Annotated in this window: 12 protein-coding genes and 1 tRNA gene; 6 read left to right on the top strand and 7 right to left on the bottom strand. The window is 69.6% G+C overall.

Going from position 1 to position 15,859, the window contains the following annotated elements:
- Positions 1-44: 44 nt before the first annotated feature.
- Together HDA41_RS13930 and HDA41_RS13925 are read right to left on the bottom strand one after the other, a co-directional pair.
- Positions 45-1,010 carry a D-2-hydroxyacid dehydrogenase family protein gene (locus HDA41_RS13930; protein WP_184983904.1) on the bottom strand — a complete coding sequence of 322 codons (966 nt, stop codon included), beginning with the start codon at positions 1,008-1,010 and terminating at the stop codon, positions 45-47.
- 303 nt (positions 1,011-1,313) lie between these two features.
- Complete coding sequence (locus HDA41_RS13925; RefSeq protein WP_184983902.1) at positions 1,314-4,481, bottom strand: AfsR/SARP family transcriptional regulator; 3,168 nt, start codon at positions 4,479-4,481, stop codon at positions 1,314-1,316.
- A 267-nt stretch (positions 4,482-4,748) separates the two neighbouring features.
- Between HDA41_RS13925 and HDA41_RS13920 the strand changes: the two genes are divergently transcribed.
- Positions 4,749-6,005 (top strand): hypothetical protein, encoded by a 1,257-nt coding sequence (locus tag HDA41_RS13920; protein WP_184983901.1) that lies wholly within the window; start codon positions 4,749-4,751, stop codon positions 6,003-6,005.
- On the top strand, positions 6,002-6,532 hold the full coding sequence (locus HDA41_RS13915) for a VOC family protein (RefSeq protein WP_184983900.1): 531 nt from the start codon (positions 6,002-6,004) through the stop codon (positions 6,530-6,532). The genes HDA41_RS13920 and HDA41_RS13915 overlap by 4 nt, the downstream gene beginning before the upstream one ends.
- Here HDA41_RS13915 and HDA41_RS13910 read toward each other — a convergent pair.
- Entirely contained in the window at positions 6,442-8,598 is a 2,157-nt protein-coding gene (locus HDA41_RS13910) for an ATP-binding protein (RefSeq protein ID WP_184983899.1), read from the bottom strand. The two genes, HDA41_RS13915 and HDA41_RS13910, sit on opposite strands and share 91 nt — an antisense overlap.
- A gap of 818 nt (positions 8,599-9,416) precedes the next feature.
- Here HDA41_RS13910 and HDA41_RS13905 point away from each other — a divergent pair.
- The 3 genes from HDA41_RS13905 to HDA41_RS41215 all read left to right on the top strand — a co-directional run bounded on the left by HDA41_RS13905 (position 9,417) and on the right by HDA41_RS41215 (position 11,955).
- Positions 9,417-9,623 (top strand): hypothetical protein, encoded by a 207-nt coding sequence (locus tag HDA41_RS13905; protein ID WP_376706787.1) that lies wholly within the window; start codon positions 9,417-9,419, stop codon positions 9,621-9,623.
- Positions 9,624-10,239: 616 nt separating this feature from the next.
- The gene (locus HDA41_RS13900) at positions 10,240-10,767 is read left to right on the top strand and encodes a hypothetical protein (protein WP_184983898.1); all 528 of its coding nucleotides are present in this window, start codon (positions 10,240-10,242) and stop codon (positions 10,765-10,767) included.
- Between the two features lie 1,029 nt (positions 10,768-11,796).
- A complete protein-coding gene (locus HDA41_RS41215; protein ID WP_230299370.1) occupies positions 11,797-11,955 on the top strand; it encodes a hypothetical protein in 159 nt (52 codons plus the stop codon).
- Positions 11,956-12,239: 284 nt separating this feature from the next.
- Here the strand turns inward: HDA41_RS41215 and HDA41_RS13890 are convergent, their stop codons facing one another.
- The 4 genes from HDA41_RS13890 to HDA41_RS13875 form a co-directional block, all read right to left on the bottom strand.
- On the bottom strand, positions 12,240-12,668 hold the full coding sequence (locus HDA41_RS13890) for a VOC family protein (protein ID WP_184983897.1): 429 nt from the start codon (positions 12,666-12,668) through the stop codon (positions 12,240-12,242).
- Positions 12,669-12,825: 157 nt separating this feature from the next.
- Complete coding sequence (locus HDA41_RS13885) at positions 12,826-13,281, bottom strand: type II toxin-antitoxin system VapC family toxin (protein ID WP_184983895.1); 456 nt, start codon at positions 13,279-13,281, stop codon at positions 12,826-12,828.
- The gene (locus HDA41_RS13880) at positions 13,271-13,540 is read right to left on the bottom strand and encodes a type II toxin-antitoxin system Phd/YefM family antitoxin (protein ID WP_184983893.1); all 270 of its coding nucleotides are present in this window, start codon (positions 13,538-13,540) and stop codon (positions 13,271-13,273) included. Before HDA41_RS13880 ends, HDA41_RS13885 begins: the two co-directional genes overlap by 11 nt.
- A 145-nt stretch (positions 13,541-13,685) precedes the next feature.
- A tRNA-Arg gene (locus HDA41_RS13875) sits at positions 13,686-13,758 on the bottom strand.
- A 320-nt stretch (positions 13,759-14,078) separates the two neighbouring features.
- Between HDA41_RS13875 and HDA41_RS13870 the strand changes: the two genes are divergently transcribed.
- On the top strand, positions 14,079-15,686 hold the full coding sequence (locus tag HDA41_RS13870) for a dynamin family protein (protein WP_184983891.1): 1,608 nt from the start codon (positions 14,079-14,081) through the stop codon (positions 15,684-15,686).
- Positions 15,687-15,859: the final 173 nt, after the last annotated feature.

Below are 15,859 nucleotides of genomic sequence, written 5' to 3'. Positions count from 1 at the left end.
GACAGTGCCCGGCCGCCCCGCGTCTGCGATCTGATCCGACAGCCCTAGCCTGCCGAGAGGAGTCGCACAGGCGAACCGGCCAGGTAGGCCCGGATGTTCTCGACCGCCTGGCCGTAGTACGTCTCGTAGTTGGCGCGGGAGACGTAGCCGAGGTGCGGCGTGGCCAGGAGGCGGGGGGCCGTGCGCATCGGATGGTCGGCGGGCAGGGGCTCGATGTCGAAGACGTCGAGGCCGACGCCGGCGATCCGGCCCTCATGCAGGGCGGCGAGGAGGGCGTCCTGGTCGACGATGGCCGCGCGTGAGGTGTTGACCAGGTACGTGGTCGGCTTCAGCAGGGCGAGTTCGGCGGGGCCGAGCAGGCCGCGGGTGCGGTCGCTCAGCACGAGGTGGACCGAGACGAAGTCGCTGTTCGCGAGCAGGTCTTCCTTGGAGGGAGCGAGTTCCACGCCGGCCTCGTCGGCGCGCTCGCGGGTGAGGTTCTGGCTCCAGGCGTGGACCTCCATGCCGAAGGCGAGGCCGACCTGGGCGACGCGGCTGCCGATCTTCCCCAGGCCGAGCAGCCCCAGGCGCCGGCCGTGCAGGTCGGCGCCGACCGTGCTCTGCCACGGGCCGCCGGAGCGCAGGGCGCCGCTCTCCTCGACGATGCCGCGGGCGAGGCCGAGCAGCAGCGCCCAGGTCAGTTCGACGGGCGGGGTGGAGGAACTGGCGGTGCCGCACACTGTGACGCCGTGCGCCTCGGCGGCCGCGTAGTCGATGACCGAGTTCCGCATGCCGGAGGCGACGATCAGTTTCAGCCCGGGCAGGCGGGCGATCAGCGACCCGGGGAACGGCACGCGCTCGCGCAGGGTCACCACGATGTCGAAGCCGGCCAGGGCCGCGGCCAGGGCGTCCTCGCCGTCGATGTGCCGGTCGAAGGACACGACCTCCACGTCGTCCGCGACCACCGACCAGTCGGCGACCTCGGTCGCCACCTTCTGAAAGTCGTCCAGCACAGCACAGCGCAGCCGCACGGCATGCCCCTTTCCGCGGGCGGGGTTGGGGCACGGTGAGGCACGTGCCCTGAGCACCGCTTTTATCGCATGCGCGTCCCGTTCCGCAAACACGTTCCAGTGCCCCTCTGGTGTCCGCTAGTTTCGTGCCGGAGTGATCACTCGGCGCCCTTTCCGCACCAACGAACACAGAGGAAGACGTGAAGACCTCACCCCGGCTTTTGCTCGCGTCCATGCATGTCATGGGCACCACCTTCGTAGCACTCACCGTCTTCCGCTGGATGTGGTGACACTCGAGGGGCACACCGGCTCCTGGGAAGGGGCTCAGGAGCCGGTCGACTCGTGCCCCGCCAGCAACCGGAGGAGTTTCTCGGCCTCCGTGACGGCGCCGAGACGCCGATACAGGGCGACCGCCTGCTCGCCGTACTCGCGGGCCTGCTGGATGCCGCGGGGGCGCAGCGCGGCGGTTCGAGCGAGCCCCGCGAGCGCATGGGCGGAACCCAGGGGGTATTCGGCCGTCCCAGCCACCTCGAGAGCGCGCTCGTACCCTTTGTGTGCGAGGTCGAGGCGGCCCGATTCCCGTTGGACGTCCGCTGCACCGATCAGTGCGCGCAGCTTCTCGTACGGGTTGTCGATGCTGGTGGCGACCTGCTCCGCCATGGTGAAGTGCAGCAGCGCCTCGCCCCTGCGCCCGGACTGGGCGTGGGCCATCCCCATGCTGATCAGCACGTCGGCCTCGCCCAGCGCGTCGCCGCTGGTCCGGTGGGCGGCGAGGGCCCTTCGGTAGCAGGCCAGTGCGCGGTCCGTCCGTCCGGTCGCCTGGTGCACGGCGCCGAGGTTGGTGTCGAGGATCGCGAGCTCCTGCCGGCCGCCGTGCTGCCGCATCAGGGCCAGCGACCGTTCGTAGCAGTCACGGGCGTCGTCGTAGTGCCTCTGGAGGTAGTGGATCTCGCCGCGGTTGTTCAGTGCCTGCGCGAGGCCATAAGGGTCGGGCAGCGCCTCGTAGATGCCCTGCATGAGCTGGACGCGGTGGAGGGCTTCGTCGTACTGCCCCGCGTAGTACAGCGCCGCTCCCTGCACATTGAGACAGTCGGCTTCTCCGGCGCGGTCGCCGACCTCTCGGTACAGCGCCAGCGACTGGTCGAGGACGCGCAGGGCCGTCCCGCCGTGGCCGGCCGCCAGGTGGGCGCGCCCCGACTGGAGGAGCGCGTCGGCGCGGCCGTTGGGGTCGTGGAGGTCCCGGTACAGCGCCAGGGCCTCGGTCGCGCAGCGCAGCGCCTCGCCGTGGTTTCGCTGCGCCAGCAGATCCGCGCGGTCGGTCAGAGTACGGGCGAGGGCGGCACGGTCGCCCCGGGCGCGCAATACAGGTACGGCCGCGTCGAAGAGGTCGGCTGCGACGTCCCACGTCCCCCACAGCTTGAGGGACCTCGCCAGAACACTCGGGAAAAGGGCCGCATACTCCGGGAACTCGGCTGCCGCTGTCCGCGCCACCCCCAGGAGGTTGGCGCGCTCCACCGTGAGCCACACGGACGCCTCGTCCACGCCGGAGAACTCCAGCGCGTAGCCGGATTCCGCGTCCGGGGTCAGCCGAAGTGCTCGACGGTGGGGATGGGCCAGACGGTTGGTCCGGTGGGCGGTGGTGAGGTGGTAGGCGATGAGACGGCCGACCGCCGCGCGTCGGACCGGTTCTGGATCAGTGTGGGAGCCGAGTCGCGAACCGAAGGCGCGGGTCAGATCGTGCAGCCGGTACCGGCCGCGTACCGGCTCCTCCAGGAGGCTGGCGTCGAGCAATTCGTCCACGCATCTCTCCAGCAGCTCCGTCCCCCTCCCGAAGCCCGGCCCGGCCAGGGCGGCTGCCGCGTGGAGGGTGATGTCGGAGCCGGTGTGCAGGGCGAGACGACGGAACAACTGCTGGGCAGGACCACTGAGTTCTGTGTACGAGAGCTGGAAGACCGCCGTGATCAGACCGTCGAACTCCTGGAGAGGATCGGTCGCCTGTGTCAGCCGGTCGAGTAAGTCCTGGACGGCCCATGCGTCCCGGTAGCGGAAACGGCTCGCCAGGAGCTGCACCGCCAAGGGGTGGCAGCCGCAGGCGTCCACGACCTGCTCCAGGGCTTCGGGCTCGGTCGAGGCACGGGACACGCCGACGATGCGGGTGAACAGAGCAACTGCCTCCGCCCTGGACAGCGCGTCGACCGGCAGGGACGAGGCACCTTCGAGACGGGTCAGCCGGCTCCGGGTGGTCACGATGACCCGGCAGCCGGGGTTTCCGGGCAGCAGGGGCTCCACCTGGGCGGCGTCCCTGGCGTTGTCGAGTATCACCAGGGTGCGATGCCGCGCCGTCCACTCGCGCCACCTGGCCGCCCGCTCGGCCGGTGTGGTCGGCAGTTCACCGGACCATCCGGCAGAGTGCAGCAGGACGGCCAAGGCCTCGGCAGGGTCGAGTGGCTGCTCGATGCTGTATCCCCGCAGGTCCACGTAGAACTGCCCATCCGGATAGTCCGCGCACAGGCGGTGTGCCGCGTGCACCGCCAGTGCTGTCTTGCCGATGCCGGGCATACCGTGGACGACCGTGACAGGCAGGGCGTTCGTCGCACCGCCCTCGGCCTCGGAAGCGGCGAGCAGGATCCGCAGTTCGCCGGCCCGTCCGGTGAAGTCCCGTGTGTCCCGGGGCAGGCAGTTCCGCGGCTTCGGCTCGAGCACCGCGGTAGCGGGTTCGGGCCGGGCGTTCAGCAGGGTGCGGTCCTGTTCGAGCATGCGGAGATGAAGTTCCTGGAGCTCCGCGCCCGGCTCGATCCCCTGGCCGTCGTGCAGCCTTTCGCGGGTGTTCCGGAAGACCGCCAGAGCCTCGTCATGGCGTCCGGAGCGGTACAGGGCCAGCATCAGTGAGCCGATCACCTGCTGGGCGAGGGGGTTCTGCGCCGCCAGTTCCTGAAGTTCTCCGATCAGGTCGGCGTGCCGGCCCAACTCCAGCTCCAGGGCGATGCGTTCCTCGCGGACCCGGCGATGCTCCTCGACCAGTCGGGCACGCGCCGACAAGGCCCAGGCATTGTCCGCGAACTCGGTCAACGGCTCGCCGCGCCACAGCGTTTCGGCGGTGCGCAGCAGCCCGATCGCCAGTTCCTGGTCACCCCGTGCCTCCGCACTCGCCGCATCCGTCCGCAGCCGCCTGAAGCGCAGCAGGTCGATGTCCTCCGGGTCGGCCCGCAGTTGGTACAGCCGTGGTGAGGGCCGCAACACCTGGGCCAGATCGTCGCCCACCGCCCTGCGTAATCGGCTCCGCAGCCGGGAGAGGTAACTGTGCAGGGTGTCCGTGGCGGTGGGAGGCGGCTCGCCGTTCCAGACACGGTCCATCAGGGTGTCCACGGAGACCGGTTCGCCTCGGGCGTGGATCAGCGCGGCCAGCACACAGCGTTCCTTCCGGGATCCGAGTTCGTACTGCTGCGGACCGTGCCACAGCTCAAGTGGTCCCAGAGCAAGAAGTTCCACCATCACCCCCGGCTGGTGTGCTTCTTCCTGCCGTGTCGGCAGCGCCCGCATGTTTGTACGGCACCCGATCCACTGTTCTGCGCGATCGCCGGGGGGAGGCAGGGGCGCACTGGAGCGCAACCGGCGCACAGAACCGGTGACATGGCACGGTTCCACAGGAGTGCAGGATTCCTGCAAGCCGGCCATCCAGACCCCGGGGCACGCCCTTGTCATCGATCGCGCAGGGCCGCGGTCGCGAAGGCATGCAGGAGAATCCGGGGGAATACAACGATGAGTGTGACAGTGCCCGAGCCGCACTGGCGCCATGTGCCCATGCGGCTGGACGTCGAGCGCTGGGCCACCCGACGGACCCGCAGGCGCGTCCTGGTCGTGGTGCACACGGTGATCGCCGGGCAACGGTTGCTCGACGCCGTACGCCTGCTGGAAGGCGACATCAGGGTGCAGACCTTCTTCACCCAGGCACCCGACGTGTTCAGCAACGGCGTGGCCGAGTTCCTGGAACAGCTGGGTGGCCTGGTGATGCCGTGGAACCAAGCCGTACAGACCCACTTCGACCTCGCTCTGGCCGCCAGTCACGGGAGCCTCCACGAGCTCCAGACACCCGTGATCGTGCTGCCGCACGGGGCCGGGCACAACAAGATCACCCCCGCCGGGAGGCACGGCCGCCCGGCGGCACAGCGCGGTGTGTACGGCCTGAGCAGGCAGCGGTTGGTACGGGACGGTGCGGTGGTGCCCGAGGTCATCGTGCTCGCCCATGACGAAGAGCTGACCAGGCTCGGCCGTGAGTCCCCGGAGGCCGTGTCGGCGGCGGAAGTGGTCGGCGATCCGTGCTTCGACCGCATCGCCGCCAGCCTCCCGTCCCGGGCTCTGTACCGGAACGCACTGGGCGCCAAGGCCGGGCAGCGGCTGGTCCTGGTGTGCTCCACCTGGGGGCCGGACTCGCTCCTGGGGCAAGGGTGGGACATTCTGGAGCGGCTGGTCGGCGAGCTGCCGCGGGACGAGTTCAGAATCGTCGCTCTGCTGCATCCCCATGTCTGGAACGCGCACGGCGACTGGCAGGTCCGCGCATGGCTCGCCGGGCTGGCGCGCTCGGGTCTGACTCTGGTCAGCCCGTACGGGGACTGGGCGGGAGCGGTCGTCGCCGCCGACTACATCGTGGGCGATCACGGTTCGGTCTCGCTGTACGGCGCGATGACCGGCGTACCCGTCCTCATGGCAGGCCGGGCCGACGCCGAGGTGGATCCGGGCTCGCCGCTCGCCGAACTGATGTCCTTCGCACCCAGACTGCACGAGAACCGTTCGCTGCGCGCACAGCTCAAGCGGAGTTCGGCGGCCTTGCGGTCGCATCGCTACGAGCGGGTCGCGGCCCGTATCTCTTCGGAACCCGGCCAGTTCTCACGCAAGATGCGCGCGTTGCTCTATCGCAAGCTGCGCCTGCGGGCACCCACCGCACGGCCGACCACGGAACCGGCACGGCTTCCGCTCACGGTGCGCTACGACGAGCCGGGCAGTGTGACCGCGCCATGACGACGCTGTTCGCCGTGATGTCCCGGAGGGCGCTGACCCGCGGCACGGCCTCCCACGGCCCGGTGTATCGGATCCGTACGGTGCTCTGGCATCCGGACTTTCGGATATCGGCGGTGGAGGAGCATCTCAGCGTTCGGCTTCCCGCGCACAAGCGCTGGTCCCAGCTCGCCGATGTGCTGATCGAACACGGCACGGGAGCACCGAGGGCAGCCGAAACGGGGGCGTCCCATCCGGGCGCCCTGGTGGTGGCGGTGCACCAAGGCTCCCGCTGCTGGATGCGGCTCGGCGCCGGTGACACCGTGCTCGCACTGGAGGCCGCCGGGCAGGGGGATCCGCAGGAGTCGTGGGAGACCCTCGCCTCGCTGGCGCATGCCTGGCTGGTGGCCGGGCTGCCCGCCGCGGCGTTGGGATCGGCGGCGCCGTACGCGCGGTGGACTCAGGCCTCGGACTCGCCGTGGTCCAACCGCCGGAGCCGGTGCCGCGCGGACTCCGCCTCACCGGAGTGTGACCGGCCCACAGAGGAGTAGAGCTCGAGCGCCTCCCGGTACTGCTCCCGGGCCGCACGCGTGAGCCCGCGCCGTTCGGAGACTTCCGCCAGGCCTCCGACGGCGCGGGCCATCTCGTAGTTCGCTGCCATGCCGCGCAGGGTCACCAGCGCGGACGACAACTGCTCGGCGGCCTGATCGATCCGGTCCCCAGCGAGATACGCACGGCCCAGGACCGTGGTCGCGCGTGCGGCGTTGTACGAGTCGCCTGCCTCCAGAAGGGCCGTGTGAGCGGCGCGGGCGTGGTGGACCGCCTCCTCGGTGTGGCCCGCGGTGAGTGCCACGTCGGCGAGATTCAGCCGGGCCAGGGCCCCGGCGCGGTGGTCTCCGTGCATCGGCAGCTCTGCGGCGGCGCGCTGAAAGAGTTCGGCGGCTTCGTCGGAGCGCCCGAGCCGTTGCAGGGCGAGACCCCGGTAGTTGAGTGTGCGGGCGTGCCCGAGTCGGTCGTCGCGGTCCATGAAGAGCCGCGCTGCGCGTTCGAACATCGCCAGGGCCCGGTCATGGTGCCCGGAACCGAGCTCCCCCACCCCGCCGGAGGTGAGCATCCGGCATTCCGCCACCGCGTCCCCCAACTCCTTGGCCGCCGCAAGTCCCTCCCTGTGCGCGGCGTTCCAGTCGTCGTAGAACTTGCGCCGCAGGAAGAGGGGCCACAGGGCGTCGGCGAGCTGCCAGCCGACGGTCGGGAAGCCCGCGGCGCGAGCTTGGCGGATCACGGCCATCAGACTGGGCAGCTCCCGTTCGAGCCAGTCCAGGGCCGCCTCGGCGTCGTCCCCGACATCAGCGACGACCACCGGTCCGGCGCCGTAGTCCCGGGCCATGGTGCGGTGCTGAGGGTCGATGATCTCCTCGGCGCGGGTGGCACTCGCCAGGTAGTGGTCGGCGATACGGCGCATGGCCTGCGCGCGCTCCTGCGGTGGCTCGTCCTCCGTCGCCTTCCTGGTGGCGTGCAGGCGCACGAGGTCGTGAAAGCGGTGACGCGTTTCTCCGGAGTCGAGGAGCAGACTGGCGTCATGCAGCCTCTCCAGCGGTTCGGTCGCATCCCTTTCGTGCGCATCCCCTTCCTGGGCCAGCACAGCAGCCGCCACCGCGCTGCCGAACTCCGGCCCGGGATGCAGCCCCAGTAGCCGGTACAGCCGGGCGGCCCGAGGGGGCAGCGTCCGGTACGACAGGTCCAGCGTGGCGCGCACATCGTGGTCGCCTTCGATGGCCAACGCCTCCAGCCGGCCACGCTCCTCGGCGAGTGCGTGGACCATCGTGGTGATACGCCGTTCCGGTCGTGCCGCGAGCCGGGCGCCGGCGACTCGCACGGCCAAGGGCAGCCCGGCGCACAACTCGACGAGGAGGCGGGCGGCATCAGGCTGTGACGAGACCCGGTCGTCGGACAGCGTGTCCGCGAGCAGTTCCATCGCCGCCTCCGCGTCGAGTGGCTCCAGATGGACGGGATAGCAGCCGTCGACGGTCAACCCCGGCATCCGGTTGCGGCTGGTCACCGCGGTCACGCTGCGGCCCGCGGGGAGCAGCGGCCGCACCTGGGCCGCGGTCGCGGCGTCGTCCAGCAGTACGACAAGGCGCCGGTCGGCCGTCAAGGACCTGTACAGCGCCGTCCGTTCGGCGAGCGTCGCGGGTACCTGCTGCGCGGACATCCCCAGAGCCCGCAGGAAGCGTCCGAGCACCTCCTCCGGGAGGGCTCCTCCGTCCGTGGATTGGGCACCGAGATCCGCGTACAGCTGGCCGCCCCGGAAATGGGGGCGCAGAGCATGCAGCCATCTCAACGCGAGGGTGGTCTTCCCGACCCCGCCCAGGCCGCTCACCGCGGCCAGAGCAGGGCGTTCCTCCCGCAGCGCGCGCGTCCGGTGCTGCTCCAGTGCCTCCAGTTCCCGTAATCGGTCGATCACGTGGACGGTGGGTGGCAGCTGCCAGGGTGTCTGTCTGACGGAGTTCGCCTCGGCCGCGAAGTGGATCCCGCCGTGGACCGCTCCGGCCTGAATGGTCGCGCCGTGCACTGTGCCGCTCAGCTCGTTGTGCGATCCGGGCTCGTGACTCCGCACTCGTCCCCCCACCGCCTGTAAGTAGCAGATCGTTTCGGGCTCCTCGCCACCAGCATGAACAGCCGCACCCTCTGGGCGGTCGTGCGCAAAGCGGTCCCCGCGACGGGCGATGTCGGGGGACCGAGCCATCAGCGATAGGAGCTGACCAGCGTGCTCAACCGTATCCGCCGTGCCGCGGCTCTCACCAGAGCGCGGTACTTCCTCAGGGGCAGGCGCCGCCGCCCCTATGGCCCTCCCGGCCGCCGATCGCCCCAGCTTCCTCGGCGTCGGTTGACGAGCCGACGCTCGTCCTGGGGCAGGCCGTCGACAAGCCGAGTCATCGGCACTTGCTCAGGGGCGAGGACACTGCACTCGTCCGTCCGTACATGCTGGTGCAAGACGAGCGCACCCGACGGCACCCGAGGTCGTCATTGCTCCCTACCTGTCGACCGACGCCTGGTCGACTCTCCTGGGGGTTCAGTGACGTTCTCGCGGCGGCAGTATCTCGGCCCAGACACCTCGGCCACCTCGTACCGCTCGGCTGCTTGCCAGATCGGCACGGACCAGGCCTGCGCGGAGTCCACTCCGGATTCGGCGCCGGTCGGCCTCCCCTTGATCTACGAGGCCTGCGGCTGCCTGTGCCACTCGGCATCTGACCAGTCTCGGCCCGGAGGCGACGCAGCGAGGAACTCGACAACCAGCGGCACGCCGGCGCCCAACCTCGAAGCCAGCGAGAGGCGAGCGCAGCAACGACGGCACGGGACGAACTGAGGCTTCTCCCATAGGCAGGGCCGGACGGCGAACCGTGCTACCTCAGCACCGGTGACCAAGGCGGCTACGTGTCCCGCATGGCGGACCACATCGAGGCGTTCCAGCTCGGGATGGCGTCCCAACTGCTGGAGCACGCACGTCAGGCACTCGACGACGAGACCGAAGGCCTGGAGGAGTTGCGCCTTCTCGCCGCCCAATTGACCAGCGCATTGCGGGATGTGCTGCGCGTAGCGATGAGCCGCGGACCCGGACCGGTCGCACCTGGGTGCCCCTGAGGGGAACTGAACGGCAGCTGCGTGTAGTGCGGCAGGGAGCCTCGGAGACGGTCCGGGGCTCCCTTTTCTCATCCAGCGCGCACTTGGCACGCTCGCCATGGACTGAGCTTGGTGACCACCGCTTCAGGAGTTCGATCCGAGCCCGCTCCGGAGGCTGTCGTCGACTGGTGCGACGGCTGGACAGGGGTGCTGGTGTGCAACACACCAGGCCAGCCGCCACCCCGCACACCAACCACCATCCCTCCGAGCGTCACCCGGAGTGGCACATGACCAGGCAAACCTTGCCCATGGCAACCTACGGTCCAGCACAGTGACTGGAGCCGGAGGTACACCGCTCGCGGCGGCGAACATCAACCCCATCGTCAGGCGACGCCGTCTGGGAGCCGAGCTCCGCCTCCTCTTTGACGGTGGCCAGCCCGATGAGCAGGCTGCGGGCCTGGAGTCCCGTCAGCGCCTGCTGACGTCCTGGGCCAGGAGATATCGGGGGATTGTCCTTTTTGTAGTCAACCCGGAAGGGTGCGGACCAAACGGGTGAGGAAATCAGAACAAAATGGGTGCTGCCGCGTTGCCAGAGTGTCCATGGATACACCCTGGGCAGCGACTACATGGAGCTCACATGCGCTTTGGCACAAAGGCCGCCCTACTCGGCGCCGCGATCAGCGCGCTGACGGTCTCGGGCGCGGGCAGCGCCTACGCCGACGATGACCAGCCCGCCCACACGTACGAGGCCCACTCCGAAAAGGACCACTCCGGGAAGGACCACTCCGGGAAGGACCACTCCGGGAAGGGCCACTCCGGAAAGGGCCACTCCGGAAAGGGCCACTCCTCCCACGACGAAGATCGCGTCGTCTTCGCCAAGTCTGACAAGGTGACGTACTCCGGGTCCTACGAGGAAAGCGCCCCCGCCCCCATCGCGGCCGTACCGGCGGGTCCACTGTGCGACCAATCCATCGCCGCCACTGGCGGTGACGCTGAGGCTGGCGGTGACGCTACGGGCGGGGCAGCCACCGCTTCGGGGAACACCCAGACCCTGACGTGCACCATCACGATCAACTCGCCGCTCGGGTCCGGCGACCAGACCGTGACAAGGACCAGCAGGGTGTTCTTCACCGAAGAGGACCAGACGCTGATCGTCAAGGACTAGCGCGGCTGACAACAGCACAGCCACGGGCAGCACGGCGAGCACGGTCCTTCACCGACTCCCTGCCGGGGCCGCCCCGACCTGCCCGCACAGCCACGGTCACCAGCAAGAAGCCCCGGGTGCTGGAAGTCATCACGAAGGAGCCGCTGTTCAATCCCGCCCCAGCGCAACACTGACAGGGCCTTGAGGGCGGCTACCGGACCTGACCACGACCACACGAAGCGGGGCGGCACCCCCACCGGGTGCCGCCCCGCTTCTGCATTGGGACTTGACCGGAATCTTGGACCCGGGCAATACGGCTGGAGCGAAGATAGTTGATGGGGTCAACATCACGTACACGCGGATGTGCCGGGGGCATGAGCCGGTGCGCGACACTCGTGTCCGAGGGCCCAGACGTTCGCCACGCCAGCACCGCCGCGCCCACGGCCTGGAGGTGGAGTCACGGACGCCGACCGTCGCGGAAGTACATCTTCCCCAGGCATTGGGCAACGACGTCCCGGAGCTGCTGCTCGCTCGCGCTGGCTTCTTCGCATCGAGAGGCGTGCCGCGTACTGCGTGGGCAGGGCAATGGTCAGGTGCCGGATGCGGGTGTCATCGGTGGTGCCGGGAGCCGCGGTGAAGCCGAACCGGGGGCCCATGCAGTCGGCAACGTACCTGGGGCTCCGGCGTGGCGACTGCTGGGGTTCCCTGGTCGGACGTTGACCTGGACGAAGGATCGTTGAAGATTCGTACGGCCCTGCAGCGGGTCAACGGAGAGCTGACGCTCACCGCGCCCAAGACGCGCCGCTCGGAGCGACCCGTGCCGCTCCCGGCCGTGTGTGTCGACGCACTCCGCCGGCACCGTGAGCGCCAGGCGGAAGAGCGCGAAGCCGCCCGGGAGCAGGGGGGTGGCAGGAAACCAGCCTGGTCTTCACCATCCGGCGGGGGACCCCGATCGAGCCCCGGAACCCCGGAACCTGAACCGGTACTTCTACCCGATCCGTGAGCGGAGCTCGGCTTGAACGTCCGCTTCCACGACCTCCACCACCCTGCGTGACCCTGCTGCTTGGCCTCGGTATCCCGCCGCACATCGTCCGCGACATCGTTGGGCACAGCGCCCTGGACGTGACCATGAACATCTACGCGCACGCCGACATGAAGGAGAAGCGGGCTGCTCTGAACAAGCTAGGAGGCCTGCTGTCCGGCGAGTGACGGGGCCGGTGCCGTCAGAGACACGAAACGCCCCAGAGGGGAGATCCCCTCTGGGGCGTTTTTGCTGGTGGGAAGTGGCGCCCCCGGCAGGACCCGAACCTGCGGCCAAGCGCTCAGAAGGTGTCAAGGGTTGAGCGATGTGCTCACCTGCGTCTTCGCTGGTCGCTCGCGAACGAATGCCGTCAAAGCGCTTGCTGTCATTTCCGGGAGGCCTTTGGCTGATGACCGCCCCTCGTGCCTTCGCCCTGGCTCATGGGGACAGGGCGAGGCACATTCGCGGCCTCTCAGTCGATGCAGAACTCGTTGCCCTCGATGTCCAGCATCGGGATGCACGAATCATTGCCGTCATACAGCGTGCGCACGTGCACCGCACCGAGCGGGACCAGTCGTGCGCATTCCGCCTCAAGTGCGGCGAGGCGCTCTTCCCCCACGAGTCCGATGCCGACCCGCACATCAAGATGCACCCGGTTCTTGGCGGCCTTCCCCTCGGGGACACGCTGGAAGTACAGCCGCGGGCCCACACCTGAGGGATCGACGCAGGCGAACCAGGAATCCCGCTGCTCAGGCGGCTGCGAGCGCTTGAAATCGTCCCAAGTGGCAAACCCCACCGGTGGCGGCGGTATGACGTACCCCAGCACCTCGCACCAGAAACGAGCGAGCCGCTCGGGTTCTGCGCAGTCGAAGGTGACTTGGAACTTCTTGATCGGTGTCATCGGGCAACCGTATGGGCGCGTGTCGGCACCGAGGCTCCGGGCGCCGTCTCCGTGCAGATCGAGGTCTCGCGTGACGTGAGCCGGTGACGGGCGGTGGTGTCCGCGACCGGTAGTGGAACCATCTGGGCCTCCGGCACAGGGCGGGGCGGACGGGGTACTACCGGTCGTGCAGGATCTTGGGCCGGGTGACGGGCACGATGGTGATCAAGTCGTCGAGGCCCTTGAAGTCGTCGGGGTTGGTCGTGAACAGGGGGAGTCCCTCGGCGGCTGCGACGGCGGCGATCATCAGGTCGGCCACACGGCGACGGGGCTTGCGGCCTGTGGAGACGACGGCGGCGCAGATTCTGCCGTAGACGCGGGCCGCCTCCACGTCGAAGGGGATGGGGTCGAATTCGTTTTCGGCGCGCTGCAGGACGTCCATGCGGCGGGCCCGCTCGGCGTGTTCGTCGTAGTCGCTCTGCTCGCCGCCGCGCACCTGGTGGGGGCCTGCGGAGAGTTCCGCGAGGGTGATGGAGCTGATGGCCATCTCGGCAGGTAGCTCGTCGGCGTCGATCCACTTGCGCAGGATCATGATGTTGGTGTCGAGCAGGCCTTGCTCGTGCTCAACGGTCATACGGGTCGTCCAACTCCTGCTCGACGACGGTGTCCTGGTCGTCGCGGAAGGCGTCCAGCGAGATGTCGGGGGCGGTACGTGACATGGCCGCGAACTCGGCGCGGGGAACGAAGCGGCGACGGCGGCGAAGCGGGATCAGCTCGCCGACACGATGCCCGTCGCGGGTGACGGTGAACGCCTGTCCTCCCTGGACGGCGTCCATGATCTCTTTGGAGCGGGTGCGCAGATCGCGCTGAGTGATCTCCGGCTGCGCTGTCATGCTGTCCACGATACCGAAGGTGTGCTACCCGGTGCTACACCGTTACCCGCGATTGCGGATAGGCGAAGGCGCCTGCTCGTGGAGCGATGTGCATCTGGACAGGAAAAAAGCCCCTCACGCGTTTCTGCAGGTGAGAGGCTGTGTGCGCCCCCGGCAGGACTCGAACCTGCGGCCAAGCGCTTAGAAGGCGCCTGCTCTATCCACTGAGCTACGGGGGCCGGTGTGGTGGCCTCTGTCGTGGTGCCCGGGTGTGGGCTGATCCGTGACGTTGCCGGGGACAAGGATAGGGCTCCCGCGTCCTTGTCCCTGTTGCTTCGCCTCCGTGGCTCGATGTGGAGGTTCGGTGAAGCGGTCCTGATAATCGCAGGCAGGTACGAATCGTGCACCGCTTTTGGCGTCAGAGGCATCGGGTGTTGTGTACTCGTTATGCCTGGAGTGTGCCCGTGTCCCAGTCGTCCCTTCCGTCCCATGTGTTCTGTCGGCGCGCAGACATGCTCATATGCTTCAGAATTCCCCTAAAATTGGGCATTCTTCACATGTGGTGACCTTGGACGTACGGCCTCAGCTGCTCAACGCACTCTCCGCCCTGCGCGACCGTGTCGCCGCCGCACGCTTCCCGCTGCCCCTGGCGGGGGCCCCACGCGCGCGTGCCAGCCGCGACGAACTGCTCGCTCAGCTCGACGACTACTTGGTGCCCCGGCTGAGAGACCCCGAAGCGCCACTTCTGGCCGTCGTGGGGGGCTCCACGGGGGCCGGGAAGTCCACGCTGGTGAACTCCCTCGTGGGGCGGCGGGTCAGCGAGGCCGGGGTGCTGCGGCCGACGACACGGACCCCCGTGCTGGTCTGCCATCCGGAGGACCATCACTGGTTCAGTGGGATGCGGGTGCTGCCCGATCTCACCCGGGTATGGGTGCCCCAGCAGGACCCCACGGACGATCTGCTGCTCCCGGGCGAGAACCCCGCGCGCGTGCTGCGCGTCGAGACCACCGAGACGCTGCCGCCCGGCCTCGCCCTCCTCGACGCCCCCGACATCGACTCCCTGGTCTCCGACAACCGCGTCCTGGCCGCCGAGCTCATCTGCGCGGCCGACATCTGGATCATGGTCACCACGGCCGCCCGCTACGCCGACGCCGTGCTCTGGCACATGCTGCGCACCGCCAAGGAGTACGACGTCACCCTCGTCACCGTCCTGGACCGGGTGCCCCACCAGGTGGTCGCAGAGGTGTCGCGGCAGTACGGGGCCCTGCTCACCAAGGCCGGACTCGGGCAGGTGCCGCGGTTCACCGTGCCCGAACTGCCCGAGTCGGCCTGGGGCGGCGGGCTCCTGCCGGCCAGCGCCGTGGCCCAGCTGCGCACCTGGCTGGTCCACCAGGTCCAGGACCCGGCGGCCCGGCACCAGGTCGTGGCCCGCACCGCACACGGCGTACTCGACTCCCTGAAGTCCCGGATGCCCGAGCTGGCCGGCGCCGCCGCCGCGCAGTACGCGGCCGCACTGCGGCTCACCGCCGCCGTCGACGGGGCGTACGACAGCGAGCACACGCGCGTGCGGGGGCGCTTGCAGGCCGGGGCGGTGCTCGCCGGGGACGCCCTCAAGCGGTGGCGCGCCTTCCCCCTGGACTGCACCGCCGGCGAACTCCTCGACGCGCTCGAGGAGAGCCTGAGCGCGCTGCTGCTGTGCGCCGTCACCGCCGCCGACGAGCGCATCGACGACGCCTGGCGGCGCGAACCCGCGGCGGCCGCACCCGGGCTCGCCGACCGCGAACCCGCCGCGGAGAGCGCCGAACACCGGATCGGTCTCGCCGTACGGCGGTGGCGGCGGGAGCTCGAGGAGTATGCCGAGGACGAGGTGCGCGAGCTCGACCGGAACCTCGCGCCCGACCCCGAGGTGGTCGCCGCCCTGGTCGCCACCTCCCTGCTGGGCGGCCGCCGGGGACGGATGGCCGGGGAGGGACTCGCCGAGCGGATCGGCGCCCACGGAGCGCTGCGGCTGCGCGACCGGGCCGGACGGCTGCTCACCGAGCACGTCGACCGGGTCCTGCTCGCCGAACGCGAGCGCCGGCTCGCCCCGCTCGACGCCCTCGACGTCCACCCGGAGCCCCAGGCCGAACTCATCGCCGCCCTGTCCGTACTGCAGAAGGAGAGGTGACCGGTGACCGCCGTCACTGACCAGGACCACACCGAGCGCTCCGACCAGCCGGGCGACGCGGACAAGGCGAGAGCCGCCGAGAACCCATCGGCGAAGGCCCCTGAGAGCACCCCCGAGAACGCCTCCCAGGGCGAGAGCACGGGCGCCGCCCACGCGCGCGTGCCGGGCGGCGA

It is taken from the genome of Streptomyces caelestis, assembly GCF_014205255.1.
Classification (GTDB): Bacteria; Actinomycetota; Actinomycetes; order Streptomycetales; family Streptomycetaceae; genus Streptomyces; species Streptomyces caelestis.
The sequence above is the reverse complement of the archived record's forward strand: the minus strand, read 5'-3'. Positions and strand labels throughout refer to the sequence as shown.

Coding starts and splice junctions, on each gene's coding strand:
- HDA41_RS13925 (WP_184983902.1), bottom strand. CDS start 4,481: ATGGTGGAACTTCTTGCTCTGGGACCACTTGAGCTGTGGCACGGTCCG.
- HDA41_RS13920 (WP_184983901.1), top strand. CDS start 4,749: ATGAGTGTGACAGTGCCCGAGCCGCACTGGCGCCATGTGCCCATGCGG.
- HDA41_RS13915 (WP_184983900.1), top strand. CDS start 6,002: ATGACGACGCTGTTCGCCGTGATGTCCCGGAGGGCGCTGACCCGCGGC.
- HDA41_RS13900 (WP_184983898.1), top strand. CDS start 10,240: ATGCGCTTTGGCACAAAGGCCGCCCTACTCGGCGCCGCGATCAGCGCG.
- HDA41_RS13890 (WP_184983897.1), bottom strand. CDS start 12,668: ATGACACCGATCAAGAAGTTCCAAGTCACCTTCGACTGCGCAGAACCC.
- HDA41_RS13885 (WP_184983895.1), bottom strand. CDS start 13,281: ATGACCGTTGAGCACGAGCAAGGCCTGCTCGACACCAACATCATGATC.
- HDA41_RS13880 (WP_184983893.1), bottom strand. CDS start 13,540: ATGACAGCGCAGCCGGAGATCACTCAGCGCGATCTGCGCACCCGCTCC.